Here is a 15,623-nt window from a genome sequence, read left to right as displayed (position 1 = left end):
AGCAGCATATAGTCTCCATCGTCATCCAGACTCTGACAAAAATTCTCTTCCCAATTTGGGCGACTGATGCAGGTCGCATATGCCACCATCGCCCCGCATTTATCTTTTCGACTAGCCAGCAAAAGCGCGCACGCTTGCGATCGGTTGCGCCCGCATTCTGTCAGCCAATCCTGTGACACAAGCGGGATGCCGCCGATAGCAAGGTTCGGATAGGCGGTAACGATTTGATTTATTGCGGGTGGGCCTGCAAGGAATTCCATCGCTGCATCGATTGCGGCGCAGCGTATCGCCGTTTGGTAAGCCAGCCTGCGCATGCTGCGTTTAACCCCTAATGAGCCAGGTATCTATTCATGGATTTTCTCCTTCTTCGCACGCTTTTTTCCATTCTTCTATCTGGTCTGCGTTAATGGGGTCGTCGCTCTCTTTTTCACGCCTGTAAGCGGCAATCCAGTTACGCACACAAGAATCAATGTCAGAATCTTTACGAACAGTCTTTGGATGAACTTCAATAACATTATTCTTTAAAACCTTGTCAGTGCTTACATTCTCAACTTTCTTCGTGCAGCCTGCTAAAGCGGCCACTAAGCCAAACAAAAAGCAACCTGCCAATTTCGCCTTATTCATTCTTTTCCCGTAACTGTCAAATTGTGCGTTCGCTCTCAATGGCCGGCAACCATGCCGCGCCGGTCTTGATCGCCTCGTCATGGTCACTATAGCGGCCTTCAAGAACACTGTAGATGACGCCATGTTTGGTGTTCACTTCCCACGCGCTTGGCCGTCATACGTGCGGCACACAGCATAGGAAAAGTAATTCCCCTGGGCGTCCATGTCGTCCATCGCCGCTTGCAATGCGGAGCGCAGTGGTGGCCTTAGTTTTCGACTTGCAATGGATGTAATCAACTTTTTACCTAAAGAAATTTCATGCGCGACGCGCACTAGATTATGTAAGTAGCAAATGCCAAATCACCTGATTGCCGGCATGGTCAAACTTTGGGTAGGGTAGAAGTTCGCCTTGTTCAACAGCGATTGTTTTATGTGATAGCCGCTGCGCTTGCCACCGACCAGATTGTGGGCACATTTGGCCGGATAGCACCGCGAGGCCAGAAAATTTCCTTTTGAGCGACTGGTACGTTTGCGATTTTTGAAGATCGGAAATGTTGATGGCAACAAGGCGATTTCTCAGCAGTTCATTTTCTTCATCATCGAAAAAATCGTTGCGTACCAATTGAAATTTAGCGATACCCACTGCTGTCAGGCCAATCCGCCCGATTTGCTCTTCATTCCAGGCAATCAAGCCTGCCTGCTGAATAGTGGCGAGAGCTTCATTCACTACTTCGGTTTTTACATCGTCAAAAATATCAGAGGCGGCAATGCTCCTCAGAGCGACCGAGTCCTCGCCATCGTAGTCGTTCATCGCGAAAGAGTACAGCACCGCTCTTACCAGGTCATCAAGCGTGCTGTCGTAATCAAGTTCTGTAAGAGCGGTCATTGCGCTGCTTCCTTATACGGACCATTTTCTTTTCTTACCAATTGCCCATCTTGAAGGATATACAGCACGGACTGAGCTTGATCGGAGCCCTTTTTATAATCTCGAATTTCGTAGCCAGGTTGCCCATTGACATGGACCATCCTGTACGAGCCGGAGCAGTTGAAGAAGTTTCGGTTAAGCACACTGATCCCGTTATTCTTTATCGCAATCAAATACGCTCGGTCTTCACCCATTCCGGCAGCACAACCAGCCGATTTGGGATTGTATTCTGGAGGCCTCGACATTCTCAGAATAAGATAATCTGCTTTAGGCATGGAAATTATAGATTTGTCGTCTATCGTTATTTCAAAATCCTGCTTGATCAAGCGATTGACTTCCGGCGAGTAAATGAATTCAGACGATTCCTTTGCTAAAATATTCACCATGTAAATCTTTTTTGGTACATCGGAACTACAGCATGATCCGTCTCTATTTTCTCCATTAGCGTCAACAAAGATGTACTTGATTGGATAGGCCGAATTTTTAAATGCCTGCCTATATTTTTCCAGCATGTCGCCATTTGCAGCCGGCGTTGCGTGAACACTCCCCACAAGCAGTGCAGTTACGAGAAACAAGCATAGCCGCTTAATTACCGAGGATATGATCTGCATAGCAAACTCCTGAATATGTCCATGGATGTTCTTTGGTCTGCCCCTTCTTCATTTTATTGTATTCATCCTTGTCTCGATCACGTAGGTCGTTTTCAGTTGTGTCTTTATTTGCTTCGGCGGAGGTATCCCAGCCGATATTTCCTGTTTTTGTATCGCAAAGAATTTTTTTATCTCGATCCCAACGGCCAGGGGCAGGCGTTGCATACCATTGATAATAATGCCCGCCGTTCCAAAGGGAAATGGTTTCGGTATCAAGCATGTCTTGAGTATAGGTGCCATGACGGCTTAACCAATCTTTAGCAATTTGCTTTTTGTCGTCAATCAATTTGATTGCCGCGTCAATATTTTCCTTCCAGCTCCAGATTTGTTGATATTGAGGGATAGGTTTTGTTAGTTGGGCAGCCCCATATCCGCTGTCGCCGGCAACAACAGGCTCGCTATCTGCCAAGATCAAGTGTTTGAATCTTGATTCTTGGGCCAATAACTTCTCCAATGCGGATGCTTTTCTAGCCGCAAGATATGCCTTTATTTTCTCCGCGCTGGGCTGCTGTGCTAAAACTGTGACAGTGCGCCTGAATTTTTCCTCTCCGGCTTCCACGGTCACTGTTAGCGTGCCTCCAATGACTTTATTTATAGTTTTTGCATCCCAGCTTTTCCCTGCTTGCGTGAAGTCCCCCCTATCTGAAAAAGTGGCGACCTTCTTGCCGCGTGCTTTTTCTCTTAGACCGCTGACATGTGCATCCCACGACATAGCCCAACTCCACTTGTAGGGGCCAGGGGCGTCTGTTTTTATCTCGAACACAATAGTAGGGAAATTAGCTTCGTCATCAATATAAAATTTATCCAGAGTATTCGGCTTGACCCATTCGCCGGCGTCGTCTGGTTTCACAACGACCTTGACAAGCGAGTTCTTGGTTTTATTGGTTGCTCCGGCCGTCTTGTGTCCCTTTTTATGCGTGGTCATTTGATTTTCCCTTTAGAATTTCAACAGCCAGCGAGGTAGGTTTTTCGGTAAAAACTCTTTGCGTGAGTCCATCAGCATCACTGATTCCTTGCCATATTTTCCCACATGAACTACGGATGGTATAGGCTGCGTTTGGCAGCGCATTATCTTGTTCATCCGTAAGTCTGAACTGTTCGTCAAAGCCATCCACGATGGGCAAATTCATGGGCGGCACAGGTAAAGTATTCGGCCCTACGAAGCTGACGGAAGCGGCGTGAGCCACATAGGCGCCATTCGTCCCTTGTTCTATGCCAGCTGCGTTGTATTTGGCGTAGCTGCCGCCGCCATTGAGCACCAGCTCTTCCTTAGCGGTGATGGTGATGCGGTTGCCGGTTTGCGTGATGTTGAGCTTGGCAAGGATGTTGATGCTGTCCGTCAGCGCCTGTATGTCGATGTTACCGGCCGCTGCAATCAGCTTCATCCCCGCCATGTGCACGAACAGAAGGAAGGCCTTGCGGATGCTGGCAAACAGGCTGTCGCCGCTGGCGATCGACAGGCTCTTGCCGGTGGTAATGGCGGTGTGATCGCCGCTGGCAATATGGGTGCTGCCGCTGGTGGTGGTCTCGATGCCGGCCGGGCTGGACGCCACCAGGTGCGGTTTCGAGAATTCAGGGAACTTGCCTTCCTCGGTGCTGCCACCCTTGATTTCGTCATTTTGCGTCTTCAGGGTTTTAGCGATATCGGCTTGCTGGCCGTCCTTTTCCTGCGCGCCGGCCTGCTGCGCCAGGTCGGCGAGCGTTTCGTGCTGGTCACGCGCTGAGGTAAGGCGCTGTATCGTCTCTCCCATGTCGGTCATATGGGCGGCGGCGCCAGGGCGGGCCTCAGTGGTGATCAGCATGCCCTTGGCCGAGCGTGCCACTCCGTGACCATCTGACCTCAGCTCCCAGCCGTCACCTCTCGCGTCCTTCCGCCCGGCGTTGTCTTCGATGCGGGTGATCTGGCCCAAACTCAACTGCGAGTGTTGGGCATCGCTTCGGATTTGGGCCTGTATGCTTTTATTAGAATCATCGAGGATGACGTGATTCGAGCGCCCCCTTGGCTGATTGCCGCCGTCAGGCGTCAGTTCGCGGCTGCGGAAGCCCATCAGCGACTGCTGGGTGGCCAGCTTCCACGGCGGCATGTTACGCTGGTTGTAGACGCTGCCGATGATAATCGGCCGGTCAGGATTGCCGTCCAGATACATGACCAGCACTTCTGAACCGACCCGATGGATCGCTTGGGCGCCCAGTTCGGCGCCGGCCCAGGGACTGGCCGCACGAACGAAGGCGGAACTCTTTTCATCGTTGGTGCCGACGCGGTCCCAGTGGAACTGGATACGCACGCGTCCATATTCATCTGTAAACACAGGCCCCTGGCCATTTGGCCCCACCACCGTGGCGGTTTGCGGGTAGTTGATCTTGGTATCGACGCTGTTGAAGCCGCGCCCCGGCCGCCAGGGGATGGCTTTGCGGATGCAGGTGAAGGTATTGCTGTAGCCGGCTTGTTCGGTGGCTTCCTGCAGATAATTATTGGTCGCCACATGATGCACGGAGACAATCAGGAACTCGTTCTTGGCGGCCTCTTCATGGCTGGCAAACAGGTTGAAACCAAAGTGATTAGTCAGATGGAACCAGCAGCCGGGAATAACGAAGCGGTTGTTGCCGACCGCTTCAAAATGCTTGCCGATCGCCTCGATCTCTTCCATGCGCAGCCGGGCCTGGGTATCTGCGTCCTGGACATTCTTGGCTCCATAGGCGCCCACATATTCATATACCTCGGTGCTGAGCACATTGCCTTGCCTGTTAAGGGTTGGCACGCCAGCGCTGAATGGCTTCGGATTCTTGAAGTTGAATCCCCCCAGCGTGACGCTGCTGGGGACAATTTGGCGCGTCGATGAAAATTCGCCGATGCCGTCTTCTTCGGTGGCGCCGCCATGGCGCTGGAACTTGATCTCCGGGCCGCCGTCGATCGGCTCGGCCCGGGTCGAGTCATTCATGATGACCAGCTTGTGGCCCTGGTCAGTATGCGCGTAGCGATAAAAAATTCCGCGAAATTCGAGGCGTCGATGGATGTAGTTATAATCGCTTTCGCCGAACTGAGTCGCGTCGGTCATTGCGGCGTCTTCGCCGCTGACCTGGAAGTCCCAGGATGGCAACGTGCCGTAATCAGCGAAGATGATTTCCAGCTGTTCTCGAAGGGTCTTGCCGTGAAAAATGTAGTTGTCGGTGCGCAGGCGCAGGTACTGCAGCCACGGCCCCAATTTGGCCTGATAGAAGGAAATTCCGCCATCGGTACGGAGCAAACTGAACTCGAAGCAAAAACCTGAGAAAAATCTGAGGCTGCCGTCACCACGAACAAGCTCTACGCTGAACAGCTTGCCCTGCAAGTCCTTGAGCGCGAGATCAGGGGTATCCGACAACAGCTCAATAATGAATGAAAAGTCCCGCGACAGGCTCTCCACCGCGTCGAGTTTATTAACCAAGAGCTGGGCCTGCGGACCATCATTGTGGGGGAACGATAAGCGAAGAATCCTGTTGTGCTGTCGATTACCGCCTGATCGTAGTGCCTCCAGAAAGACCTGTGTATGCCCCATAATTCTTCTCGCCCCAGCTATTTTATGATGTCTTTTTAGCATACAAAATAATATTATGCAAATGACAATAAATAACATTCAGAGGAGGGCTTCATGAAAACAAAAGAACCGCCTCCCAAACCAAATCGATATGCGATCGAGAGGTGGCGTAGTCTTGTCGTCAGATTTCGTGCGGATACGGATCTCAGTTGCTGGTAATGATCGGACAGCCCGTCATGATCCTGACGCGGACAGATGCTTGCGGTGCAAAGCCGGTTTGCTTGAGACCGGCCCCGCTTAGCTTGATCCAGAGTGCGTCGGGATTGTCGTCTTGGTAGAAAGAAACGGTGAGCCGTTGCGACGGATCATCGGTTGTGGGCGTGCGGAGGTCTCGCGTATGATTGCGCTTAGCCATATTCAACTCCAGTTCACTTTAGTTGTTTGTGGTTAGCGGCGCGTTGATGTTGGTAGCATCCTCGCGCCGCGCTTCTTGCTTTGCCCGCCAATGCTGCGCAGGCAAGGTGCAAGCACTGTGTTCACCTCATCATCCAGGGACAATCTTTTCCTGTGCAACGATGCAAACCCAGCATGCATTACATTAGCATCGTCAAAAAAATACGCAGCAATTAAAACGCGCTCAATCGATATTTAAGAAAAAACATAATGTGAGGAGAGCCTGGCGCTTATCCTCAGATGCCCGAAGCAACGCCGGCATTGACGCTGGCATGTGAAAGAAAGAAAAATGACGCACATCGAACTACCTTTTCGGGCAAGCACTGAGCAGGCCTGCCACTGGCTTGCGCAGCAAACCGGCGAGCCATGGACATTGGCGCGGCTGATAGAAAACGGCTTGATCCCGTACGTCTGGCTGGACTATGACGCCGACTATCCAGAACTCTTCGGCGACGCCAACGGCGGTTATGCGGCGCCGATCTTTTTCGAAGGCGACACCAGACGGCTCGCGGCCGGAAGCGAAGATGTGCTCATCACTATCACCAAAGACGTCTACAAGATCGTGGCGCAACTCAAGCCGCCGGGATTTCGCAGGACTTTGCATGAGTTGCGTTTCCTGAAAAAGGATCTGGAGCGCATGCCAGGCAAGCTGAAGCGCGCAGCCGAGGCCAAATCCCAGCCAGTCAAGATTGAAGCGGCGATGGAGTCGCAGACCGGCATCAACAAAGATCAAGTGCTGATGGCGTTTTCCAGTCTGGTGAAAATTGATCTGGCGCAGGCCCTTAGCGAGGGCGGCGGCATATTCGGCGATGAAGGTGCGAGGGTTAAAGGCAGCGCTAAAAGGGCCAAGAACAAGGCCGTGTGGAATCCGGTTACTTTGGCGCTGGGATTAAACGATGTGTATCGGGTGCCTATATCGCAGCTGAAAAGAGCTTTTAATGGGCATGATTTTTTGTGTGCGTGGGCTGTGGAATGGAATCATTCTCTGGAGCTGCTAGGGAAATGAGGAGTTAATATTGTGATCACTCGCTTCTCTTTATGCGTCTAGCCTCAGATTTTAGCCAATATTTTTTACGCATCTCTGTCAGGAAACACCCCGTAAGCGGCGGTTAAGGTAACGCAGATATTTAAAGTTTAAATTCAGCGAACGCTATGGCGATCCGCTAGGATAAACGAGTAGGTACAGGTCAGTATGGCGGGTAGAAGGACCATGGGCTTTTGTGACCAGTCTGAGCTTCCCGCTGGCAATGGGCGAGTGCTTGTAAACGACGCTGGTCGAAGCTCTTTCCAAACTCGAACAGAGAAATCAACAGAGAGAGATTGAGTACCGTTCCTCCGATGGTTTGAAAATTCGTCGAGCCATGAAGCGACGCATTTCTCCATGCAAATATGAGATCGTAAGCATCTTGCGCCCCGTCAAGCACGGCGATGTGATTCTTGAACTGATCCAAGAGCACTACTAGGTCAGGTTCAGCCACTTGCGTATGGTGTAGAACGAGCAGATCACGGAGGCTACTGCACTGGCGATCGCGCCAAGCACCTTGTGGTTCATACAACCTTGGGTTGCCCTGCTTGTTCAATACCGTGAAGGCCGAAACAATTTGTCCATCAAAAGACACGAAACTCCCGCATGCTCGCTTTAAAACCGCCTCTAGCAACGGGAATGCCAAATACGCCAACACGATCTGGGACTTTTGAAGAAGCTGCTTTGCATGGTGCGGTTGTTGCTCCTGAATTCTATGTTGTTCCCGCCATTCCTCTTCCAATACGACAGGCTTCCTGCAGTTAGCGAGAGCTGCATGAAGACAGGTTTCATACAGAGACTTGATCTCATATTGGTCGTGTGGAAACAGCTGAGCACGCGAGCCCAATAGGAGCTCACCACACCACGACCACAGGCCGAAATGGTCCTGAACAATTATTGTGTTCAGTCCAGGACGAAGCAGGACTTTGGACAGACCGATGAGTGCAGCACACAATGACTCATGATCCAATTCGTGAAACAACACTCCGTTTGCAAGGAGCCTGAACTTCTCGGTACTTGCTCCAATGGCCATTCCACCATCCACCGTCATGGTAGCGGCGCACCAGTCGTCGCAAAGCTTCGCAATATCGGCGGCAGTAGGCTGAGGCATGGGTGTGGGAGATGTTGTTTTTATATACAATCATCACTTTAACATGGTTGCTTGCGATATACATGTGACTGCAACTGCCTCGAGAATCGCTTTTATCGGTTCAGCGAAACACACGTGCGCGAATGGTCACTATGGAGAAAATTTACGATTGGCTGGTTTTGGCCGGACCCAATCAAATATAACGTGGACGGCTCTAGATTTGACCTGACATTCGATCACAGATATCCGCGTCACGCAGTATTCTGACATGCGGACACTCTGCACCTCACTTCACATAGTACAAGTAACCCCAGGCGCCAAATACCCCGGTAAAAACGCGCGCATGCTAAGCACCCATAAAAAAACCCGACTTATCGTCGGGCTCGTTATGCTTGCGATGAAACACCAATCAGCAAAACTTGCTAAAGTCAGGCTTACGCCGCTCAAAAAACGCAGTAAACGCCTCAGCCGCCTCAGCCGCCTTCAACATCGCGCCGAAATGCTCGATCTCTTGCGCCATCCGCGCTTCCACCTCAGCAGTTTGCGCACCCTTCATCAAACGCTTGGTGATGCGGATAGACGCCGCCGGCAATGCCACCAGCTTGGCCGCCTGCGCCTGCGCAAACGCCAGCAGTTCTTCCGCCGGCAAGACCTTGTTGACCAGGCCCATGGAGGCGGCTTCTTCTGCTGTGAAGGCTTCACCCAACAGCAGTTTTTCTGCTGCGCGCTGATAGCCGGCGATCTGCGGCAAGATCAGGCTGGAGGCGGCTTCCGGGCACAGGCCGAGCTGCGTGAACGGCATCGAGAAACGGGCGTTGTCGGCGGCGTAGACCAGGTCGCAATGCATCAGCAGGGTGGTGCCGATGCCGACCGCGGCGCCGGCTACTGCCGCTACCATCGGCTTGCTGGCATGGCTGATCTGCCACAGGAACTGGAACACCGGGCTGTCGGTGCCGGTGGGGCGGTTCTTCATGAAATCTTCAAGATCGTTGCCGGCGCTGAAGATCTGCGGCTTGCCGAGGAACAGGATGGCGCGCACTGCGCTGTCTGTCTCTGCATCTTTCAGGGCGTCGACCATGATCTGGTACATGGCGGCGGTGATGGCGTTCTTCTTTTCGAGACGGTTGAATTCAATCGTCAGGATGCCGTTTTCCTTGCTGGTCAAAATATCCATCTGGTACTCCATTTATCACTACAACACGTTCGATAGAATAGGTCGTAAAACTGCGGTCTTCCAGTTCGCCACAGGTGCGACAACAAGGCGCATGGCGCGCAGACAGTACGCTAGTACGGCAAGCGCCATGCAACGCAGTTATCGCACCTGTGGCGAACTGGAAGACAAAAAAGCCGTGCTGAGGATAGCTGCACGGCTCTTTTGTTTTTTTTACGATTGCTTATGACAATCTGCTAATTCAAACGCTGGTTCAAACGCTGGTTCAAACGACTACATGCGCTCGAAAATACCTGCAGCGCCCATGCCGGCGCCAACGCACATGGTGACCATGCCGTATTTCTGGTTGCGGCGGCGGATGCCATGGATCGCAGTGGCGGCACGGATGGCGCCAGTTGCGCCCAGCGGGTGGCCCAGTGCAATGGCGCCGCCCAGCGGGTTGACCTTGGCTGGATCCAGGCCGAGGTCCTGGATCACTGCCAGCGCTTGCGCTGCGAATGCTTCGTTGAGTTCGATCCAGTCCAGCTGGTCTTGGGTCAGGCCAGCGGCGCGCAGCGCTGCCGGAATCGCTTCCTTAGGACCGATGCCCATGATTTCCGGCGGTACGCCGCGTACTGCGAACGAGACGAAACGCGCCAGCGGGGTCAGGTTGAATTCCTTGAGGATTTTTTCGCTGACCAGGATCAAGGCGCCGGCGCCGTCCGACATTTGCGAGCTGTTGCCTGCGGTGACTGTGCCTTTGGCGGCGAACACTGCCTTCAGCTTGCCCAGCGTTTCCATGTTCGACTCGGCGCGTGCGCCTTCGTCGCGGTCGACGGTGCGGTTCTTCAGATCGATCTCGCCGGTGGCCAGGTTGGGGAAGCGCTCGATGATGTCGAAGGAGGTGGTTTCATCCTTGAACTCGCCAGCTTGCTGGCCGGCGATGGCGCGGCGGTGCGATTCGACCGAGAAGGCGTCTTGCGCTTCGCGCGAGACTTTCCATTGCTGGGCGACTTTTTCTGCAGTCAGGCCCATGCCGTAGGCCATGCCGACGTTTTCGTCCTTGAAGGCGTTCATGTTGACCGAAGGATGGAAACCCATCATCGGCACCATCGACATCGATTCGGCGCCGCCGGCGATCATGACGTCAGCTTCGCCGACGCGGATGCGGTCGGCAGCCATGGCGATGGCGGTGATGCCGGATGCGCAGTAACGGTTGACGGTAACGCCGCCGATGGTGTTCGGCAGACCGGCCAGCAGCACGGCGTTACGCGCCATGTTCAGGCCTTGTGCGCCTTCAGGGAAGGAACAGCCGATGATGGCGTCCTGCACCAGTTTAGGATCCAGGCCAGGCACTTGCGCCATGGCGGATTGCATGACGCGTACCAGCAGGTCGTCCGGGCGGGTGTTCTTGAACATGCCGCGCGGCGCCTTGCCGATTGGCGTACGGGTAGCCGAAACGATATAGGCTTCTTGAAGTTGTTTGCTCATTTCACATTCTCCTTGTGACTCCCTCCCCTTCAAGGGGAGGGCTGGGGTGGGGATGGGTTCAAGGCATGCCAGATCGCCTGAACAACCACCTCCGTCTCATTCAATACTTCGTTATTCCAAAAACGCAAAACCGTAAGACCCGCTATTTGCAATCTCCTGGTCCGCTCTTCGTCTTCCTGATTCTCAATGTGCTGTGAGCCGTCTACTTCGATTACCAGGCACCGCTCCACACAAATAAAATCAAGTACGTAATCTCCAAAGGGGTGCTGCCGACGGAACTTCACTCCAAGCTGCTGGCCACGCAGACGATGCCAAAGCTTGCGTTCCGCATCGGTCATCGTCTTTCTCAACTGCTTTGCTGCGAGTTGCGTAAAAGCCTTGGTTTGGCCTTGCATTGCTAACCCATCCCCACCCCGGCCCTCCCCTTGAAGGGGAGGGAGCTGTTCGTTAATTACGCACTGGCTTACCGGTCTGCATCATCCCCATGATCCGCTCTTGCGTCTTGGGGTTATTCAGCAGTTCGACGAACGCTTTGCGCTCCAGGTCCAGCAACCATTGTTCATTCACGATGCTGCCTTCGTTGACTTCGCCACCGCAAACGATGTTGGCGATCATGTGGCCCAGTTTGTAGTCATGTGCCGAGATGAAGCCGCCGTCGCGCATGTTGACCAGTTGCGCCAGGATGGTGGCGATGCCGTCGCGGCCAACGACCGGGATCTGCGCCTTCAGCGGTGGACGGTAGCCGGCGTCGAACATGGCGCGCGCTTCAACCTTGGCCACGTGCAGCAGCTCGTAGGCGTTGAACACGATCACATCGGTGGCTTTCAGATAGCCCATGCTCTGCGCTTGCAGCGCCGATTTCGAGACGTTGGCAGTGGCTGCATTCATGAAGGAAGTCTTCAGGAATTGTAGGATGTCGTTGCCCTTGGCGTCGTTGGCTGCGCGTACTGCCGCTTCCTTCAGGCCGCCGCCGGCTGGGATCAGGCCTACGCCGACTTCGACCAGGCCGATATACGATTCGATCGATGCGACGCGCTTGGCTGTGTGCAGCGCCAGTTCGCAACCGCCGCCCAGGGCCAGGCCAGCCACTGCCGCAACTACCGGCACGCTTGCATACTTCAGGCCCATGAAGGCTTGTTGCAATTCTGCGACCATCGGTTCTATCGCCTTGGCGCCGCCCGACATGAACAATGGCAGCATCGATTGCAGGTCGGCGCCAGCGGAGAATGCGCCGCCTTCTGCGGCATCCGCGTGCCACAGCACCAGGCCCTTGTAATTCTTTTCTGCTTCGGCGACTGCCTTGTTCAGGCCGGCGATGACGCCAGGTCCGATCACGTGCATCTTGGTCTTGAAGGACAGGACCAGGACATCGTCGTTCTGATGCCATGCGCGTACCGAGTCATCTTCGAAGACGGTGGTGCCGGCAGTCTTACCGTCGGCTACGCCTTCACCCAGCAACGGTGCGCGGAATACCTGGCGCTCGTAGACTGGCAGAGTGGAACGGGCAACGTTGGCTTTCTTCGCTGGCGAGTAGGAGCCGTCGGCAGCGTGCACGCCGGTGCGACCGTCGAATACCCAGGCAGGCAGCGGTGCATTGCACAGCGCCTTGCCGGCGTCGATGTCTTCCTTAACCCAGCCGGCGATCTGTTTCCAGTCGGCGGCTTGCCAGATTTCGAATGGGCCTACGCTCCAGCCGAAGCCCCAGCGCATGGCGAAATCGATGTCGCGCGCATTGTCGGCAATCGATTCCATGTGGACAGCGATGTAGTGGAAGCCGTCGCGGAAGATGGACCACAGGAACTGCGCTTGCGGGTTGGTCGATTCGCGCAGGGTTTTCATGCGCTTGACCGGATCCTTGTCTTTCAGGATACGCGCCACCAGTTCGTCGGCCTTGCCGCCGCCGGTCACGTATTCGCCCGTGGCGGCATCGATGCGCAGGATGTCCTTGCCAACCTTCTTGTAGAAGCCGGCGCCGGTTTTTTGACCCAGCGCACCTTTTTCGACCAACTTGGCCAGCAGCGGCGGTGTTGCGTACACGCCGTAGAAAGGATCATCCTTCAGGGTGTCTCGCATGGTCTTGATGACATGACCCATGGTATCCAGGCCAACGACGTCGGCGGTACGGAAAGTACCCGACTTGGCGCGGCCCAGCTTGGCGCCGGTCAGGTCATCGACGACATCGACCGAGAGGCCGAATTTTTCAGCCTGGTGAGCCGTCGACAAAATCCCGAACACACCCACGCGGTTAGCGATGAAGTTAGGGGTATCTTTAGCGCGGACCACGCCCTTGCCCAGCGTAGTCGCCAGGAAGCCTTCCAGCTGATCGAGGATCTCTGGCTTGGTGCTCGCGGTCGGGATCAATTCCACCAGGTGCATGTAGCGCGGCGGGTTGAAGAAGTGGACGCCGCAGAAACGTGCTTTCAATTCGGCGTCGAAACCTTCCGACAGAGCGGTGATCGACAGGCCGGAAGTGTTGGAAGCGAAAATCGCGTTCGGTGCAATGTGCGGCGCGACCTTCTTGTACAGGTCATGCTTCCAGTCCATGCGCTCGGCGATGGCTTCGATGATCAGGTCGCAGCCGGCCAGCACATCCAGGTTATCTTCGTAGTTGGCGACTTCGATCAGGGATGCGTCATCCTTGTTGCCCAGAGGCGCAGGGCTGAGCTTCTTCAGGTTTTCGATGGCGCGCAGGACGATGCCGTTCTTCGGGCCTTCCTTGGCTGGCAGATCGAACAGCACCACCGGCACTTTGGCGTTCAGGCAGTGAGCAGCGATTTGCGCGCCCATCACGCCGGCGCCGAGGACGGCGACTTTTTTAACGATGAAATTCGACACTTGTTTCTCCTTGGTCAGTCTGTTGGGAGTGCAGGCCCGCGCCGATGGCGCCAGGCCTGCCTTACGGCTTATTTAGAACAAATCCATTAGAACAAATCTGCGTCCAGCGCCATCAGGCTGCCCGAACCGGAACGTGCCTGACGAATCAGCATTGCGGTTTCCGGCAGCAGGCGAGCGAAGTAGAAACGTGCGGTCGCCAGCTTGGAAACGTAGAACTTGTCGCCTGAATCTTGCTTGGCCAAAGCGATCTTTGCCATTTGCGCAAAGAAGTAGGCGTACACCAGGTGGCCAACTACGCGCAGGTAAGGTACGGCTGCTGCGCCGGCTTCATCAGGATTCTGGAAAGCCTTCATGCCGATTTCCATGGTCAGCTTGCTGACTTTGTCGCCGAGGTCGGCCAACGGCGTGATGAATTCCGACAGCGCTTCGTCGGCGCCGTTTTCTTCGATGAATGCTTGCACCTTGGCGCCGAATTTCTTCAGCTTGGCGCCGTTGTCCATCAACACCTTGCGGCCCAGCAGATCGAGCGACTGGATGGTGTTGGTGCCTTCATAGATCATGTTGATGCGGGCATCGCGCACATACTGCTCCATGCCCCATTCGGCGATGAAGCCATGGCCGCCGTAGACCTGCATGCATTCCGAGGTAGCGGTCCAAGCGTTATCGGTGATGAAAGCCTTGACCACTGGCGTCAGCAGGGCGACTTCATCGGCGCAGTCCTTGCGCACTTGTTCGTCCGGGTGGTTCAGCTCCTTGTCCAGCTGCAGCGCAACGTAAGAACAGAAAGCACGCGCGCCTTCAGCATACGCTTTTGCCGTCAACAGCATGCGGCGCACATCAGGATGAACGATGATCGGATCGGCTGGCCGGTCTGGTGCCTTGATGCCCGACAGGCTGCGCATCTGGATGCGGTCTTTTGCATACACCAGCGCGTTCTGGTAAGCCACTTCTGTCAAACCCAGGCCTTGCATGCCGACGCCGAGGCGAGCGGCGTTCATGAACACGAACATCGCGTTCAAGCCCTTGTGCGGGCTGCCGATGAGCCAGCCGGTAGCGCCGTCCAGGTTCATCTGGCAGGTTGAGTTGCCGTGGATACCCATTTTTTCTTCGATCGCGCCGCAGGTGATCGGATTGCGCGCGCCCAGCGAGCCGTCTGCGTTAGGCAGGAACTTCGGCACCAGGAACAGGGAAATGCCCTTGGATCCTTCCGGTGCGCCTGGCAGACGCGCCAGCACCAGATGGATGATGTTTTGCGACATGTCGTGCTCGCCGGCCGAGATGAAAATCTTGCTACCGGTGATGCTGTAGGAGCCGTCAGTCTGCGGCTCGGCTTTCGAGCGCAGCATGCCGAGGTCGGTGCCGCAATGCGATTCGGTCAGGCACATGGTGCCGGTCCATTCGCCGGACACCAGCTTCGGCAGGTACAGCGCCTGCTGCTCTGGCGTGCCGTGTGCGTGCAGGCACTCGTAGGCGCCGTGCGACAAGCCCGGGTACATGGTCCAGGCCTGGTTGGCCGAGTTCATCATTTCGTAGAACGAGTTGTTGATCACCAGCGGCAGGCCTTGGCCGCCGAATTCAGGATCGCAGGACAGCGATGGCCAGCCGGCTTCCACGTACTGCTTGTAGGCTTCCTTGAAACCCTTAGGGGCGGTGACTGTGTGAGTGGCCTTGTCGTGGTGGCAGCCTTCGCGGTCGCCCGAATGGTTCAGCGGGAACAGGACCTGGGAGGTGAATTTACCGCCCTCTTCCAGCACCTGATTGATGATGTCGGCATCGATCTCGGCATGCTTCGGCAATTGTTTCAGTTCATCTTCTACATGCAGCAGCTCGTGCATGACGAATTGCATATCCCGCAGTGGCGCGACGTATTGACCCATGGTGCTCTCC

Annotated in this window: 13 protein-coding genes; 1 reads left to right on the top strand and 12 read right to left on the bottom strand. The window is 54.9% G+C overall.

From position 1 onward, the window contains the following. Nucleotides 1–348: 348 nt before the first annotated feature. The 6 genes from CPter91_RS26395 to CPter91_RS02900 form a co-directional block, all read right to left on the bottom strand. The gene (locus CPter91_RS26395; RefSeq protein WP_150119613.1) at nt 349–624 is read right to left on the bottom strand and encodes a hypothetical protein; all 276 of its coding nucleotides are present in this window, start codon (nt 622–624) and stop codon (nt 349–351) included. Between the two features lie 316 nt (nt 625–940). Beyond that, nucleotides 941–1,489, bottom strand: coding sequence for a hypothetical protein (locus tag CPter91_RS02920; RefSeq protein ID WP_061936700.1), 549 nt, complete (start codon nt 1,487–1,489; stop codon nt 941–943). Then, complete coding sequence (locus CPter91_RS02915; protein WP_061936697.1) at nt 1,486–2,139, bottom strand: hypothetical protein; 654 nt, start codon at nt 2,137–2,139, stop codon at nt 1,486–1,488. Before CPter91_RS02915 ends, CPter91_RS02920 begins: the two co-directional genes overlap by 4 nt. After that, on the bottom strand, nt 2,114–3,103 hold the full coding sequence (locus CPter91_RS02910; RefSeq protein ID WP_061936694.1) for a hypothetical protein: 990 nt from the start codon (nt 3,101–3,103) through the stop codon (nt 2,114–2,116). The genes CPter91_RS02915 and CPter91_RS02910 overlap by 26 nt, the downstream gene beginning before the upstream one ends. Beyond that, the gene (locus CPter91_RS02905; RefSeq protein WP_061936690.1) at nt 3,090–5,714 is read right to left on the bottom strand and encodes a type VI secretion system Vgr family protein; all 2,625 of its coding nucleotides are present in this window, start codon (nt 5,712–5,714) and stop codon (nt 3,090–3,092) included. Before CPter91_RS02905 ends, CPter91_RS02910 begins: the two co-directional genes overlap by 14 nt. 184 nt (nt 5,715–5,898) lie before the next feature. After that, nucleotides 5,899–6,108 carry a SymE family type I addiction module toxin gene (locus tag CPter91_RS02900; RefSeq protein WP_061936687.1) on the bottom strand — a complete coding sequence of 70 codons (210 nt, stop codon included), beginning with the start codon at nt 6,106–6,108 and terminating at the stop codon, nt 5,899–5,901. A 327-nt stretch (nt 6,109–6,435) separates the two neighbouring features. On the opposite strand from CPter91_RS02900, the gene CPter91_RS02895 reads away from it, so the two are divergent. After that, nucleotides 6,436–7,152, top strand: a complete 717-nt coding sequence (locus CPter91_RS02895) for a hypothetical protein (RefSeq protein ID WP_061936684.1) — start codon at nt 6,436–6,438, stop codon at nt 7,150–7,152. A gap of 181 nt (nt 7,153–7,333) precedes the next feature. Here the strand turns inward: CPter91_RS02895 and CPter91_RS02890 are convergent, their stop codons facing one another. The 6 genes from CPter91_RS02890 to CPter91_RS02865 all read right to left on the bottom strand — a co-directional run bounded on the left by CPter91_RS02890 (nt 7,334) and on the right by CPter91_RS02865 (nt 15,613). Continuing rightward, nucleotides 7,334–8,281: a hypothetical protein gene (locus CPter91_RS02890; protein ID WP_061936681.1), complete on the bottom strand. Its 948-nt coding sequence runs from the start codon at nt 8,279–8,281 to the stop codon at nt 7,334–7,336. Between the two features lie 388 nt (nt 8,282–8,669). Further along, a complete protein-coding gene (locus CPter91_RS02885) occupies nt 8,670–9,434 on the bottom strand; it encodes an enoyl-CoA hydratase (protein WP_061936677.1) in 765 nt (254 codons plus the stop codon). Between the two features lie 270 nt (nt 9,435–9,704). Further along, a complete protein-coding gene (locus CPter91_RS02880; protein WP_061936674.1) occupies nt 9,705–10,901 on the bottom strand; it encodes an acetyl-CoA C-acyltransferase in 1,197 nt (398 codons plus the stop codon). 29 nt (nt 10,902–10,930) lie between these two features. Beyond that, nucleotides 10,931–11,296, bottom strand: a complete 366-nt coding sequence (locus tag CPter91_RS02875; protein ID WP_061936671.1) for an endonuclease domain-containing protein — start codon at nt 11,294–11,296, stop codon at nt 10,931–10,933. Nucleotides 11,297–11,348: 52 nt separating this feature from the next. Then, nucleotides 11,349–13,736, bottom strand: coding sequence for a 3-hydroxyacyl-CoA dehydrogenase/enoyl-CoA hydratase family protein (locus CPter91_RS02870; RefSeq protein WP_061936668.1), 2,388 nt, complete (start codon nt 13,734–13,736; stop codon nt 11,349–11,351). Nucleotides 13,737–13,822: 86 nt separating this feature from the next. After that, nucleotides 13,823–15,613, bottom strand: coding sequence for an acyl-CoA dehydrogenase C-terminal domain-containing protein (locus CPter91_RS02865; RefSeq protein ID WP_061936665.1), 1,791 nt, complete (start codon nt 15,611–15,613; stop codon nt 13,823–13,825). Nucleotides 15,614–15,623: the final 10 nt, after the last annotated feature.

This window comes from Collimonas pratensis (assembly GCF_001584185.1).
In the GTDB taxonomy this organism is placed as follows: domain Bacteria; phylum Pseudomonadota; class Gammaproteobacteria; order Burkholderiales; family Burkholderiaceae_D; genus Collimonas; species Collimonas pratensis.
This window is presented reverse-complemented; position numbering and strand designations above follow the sequence as displayed.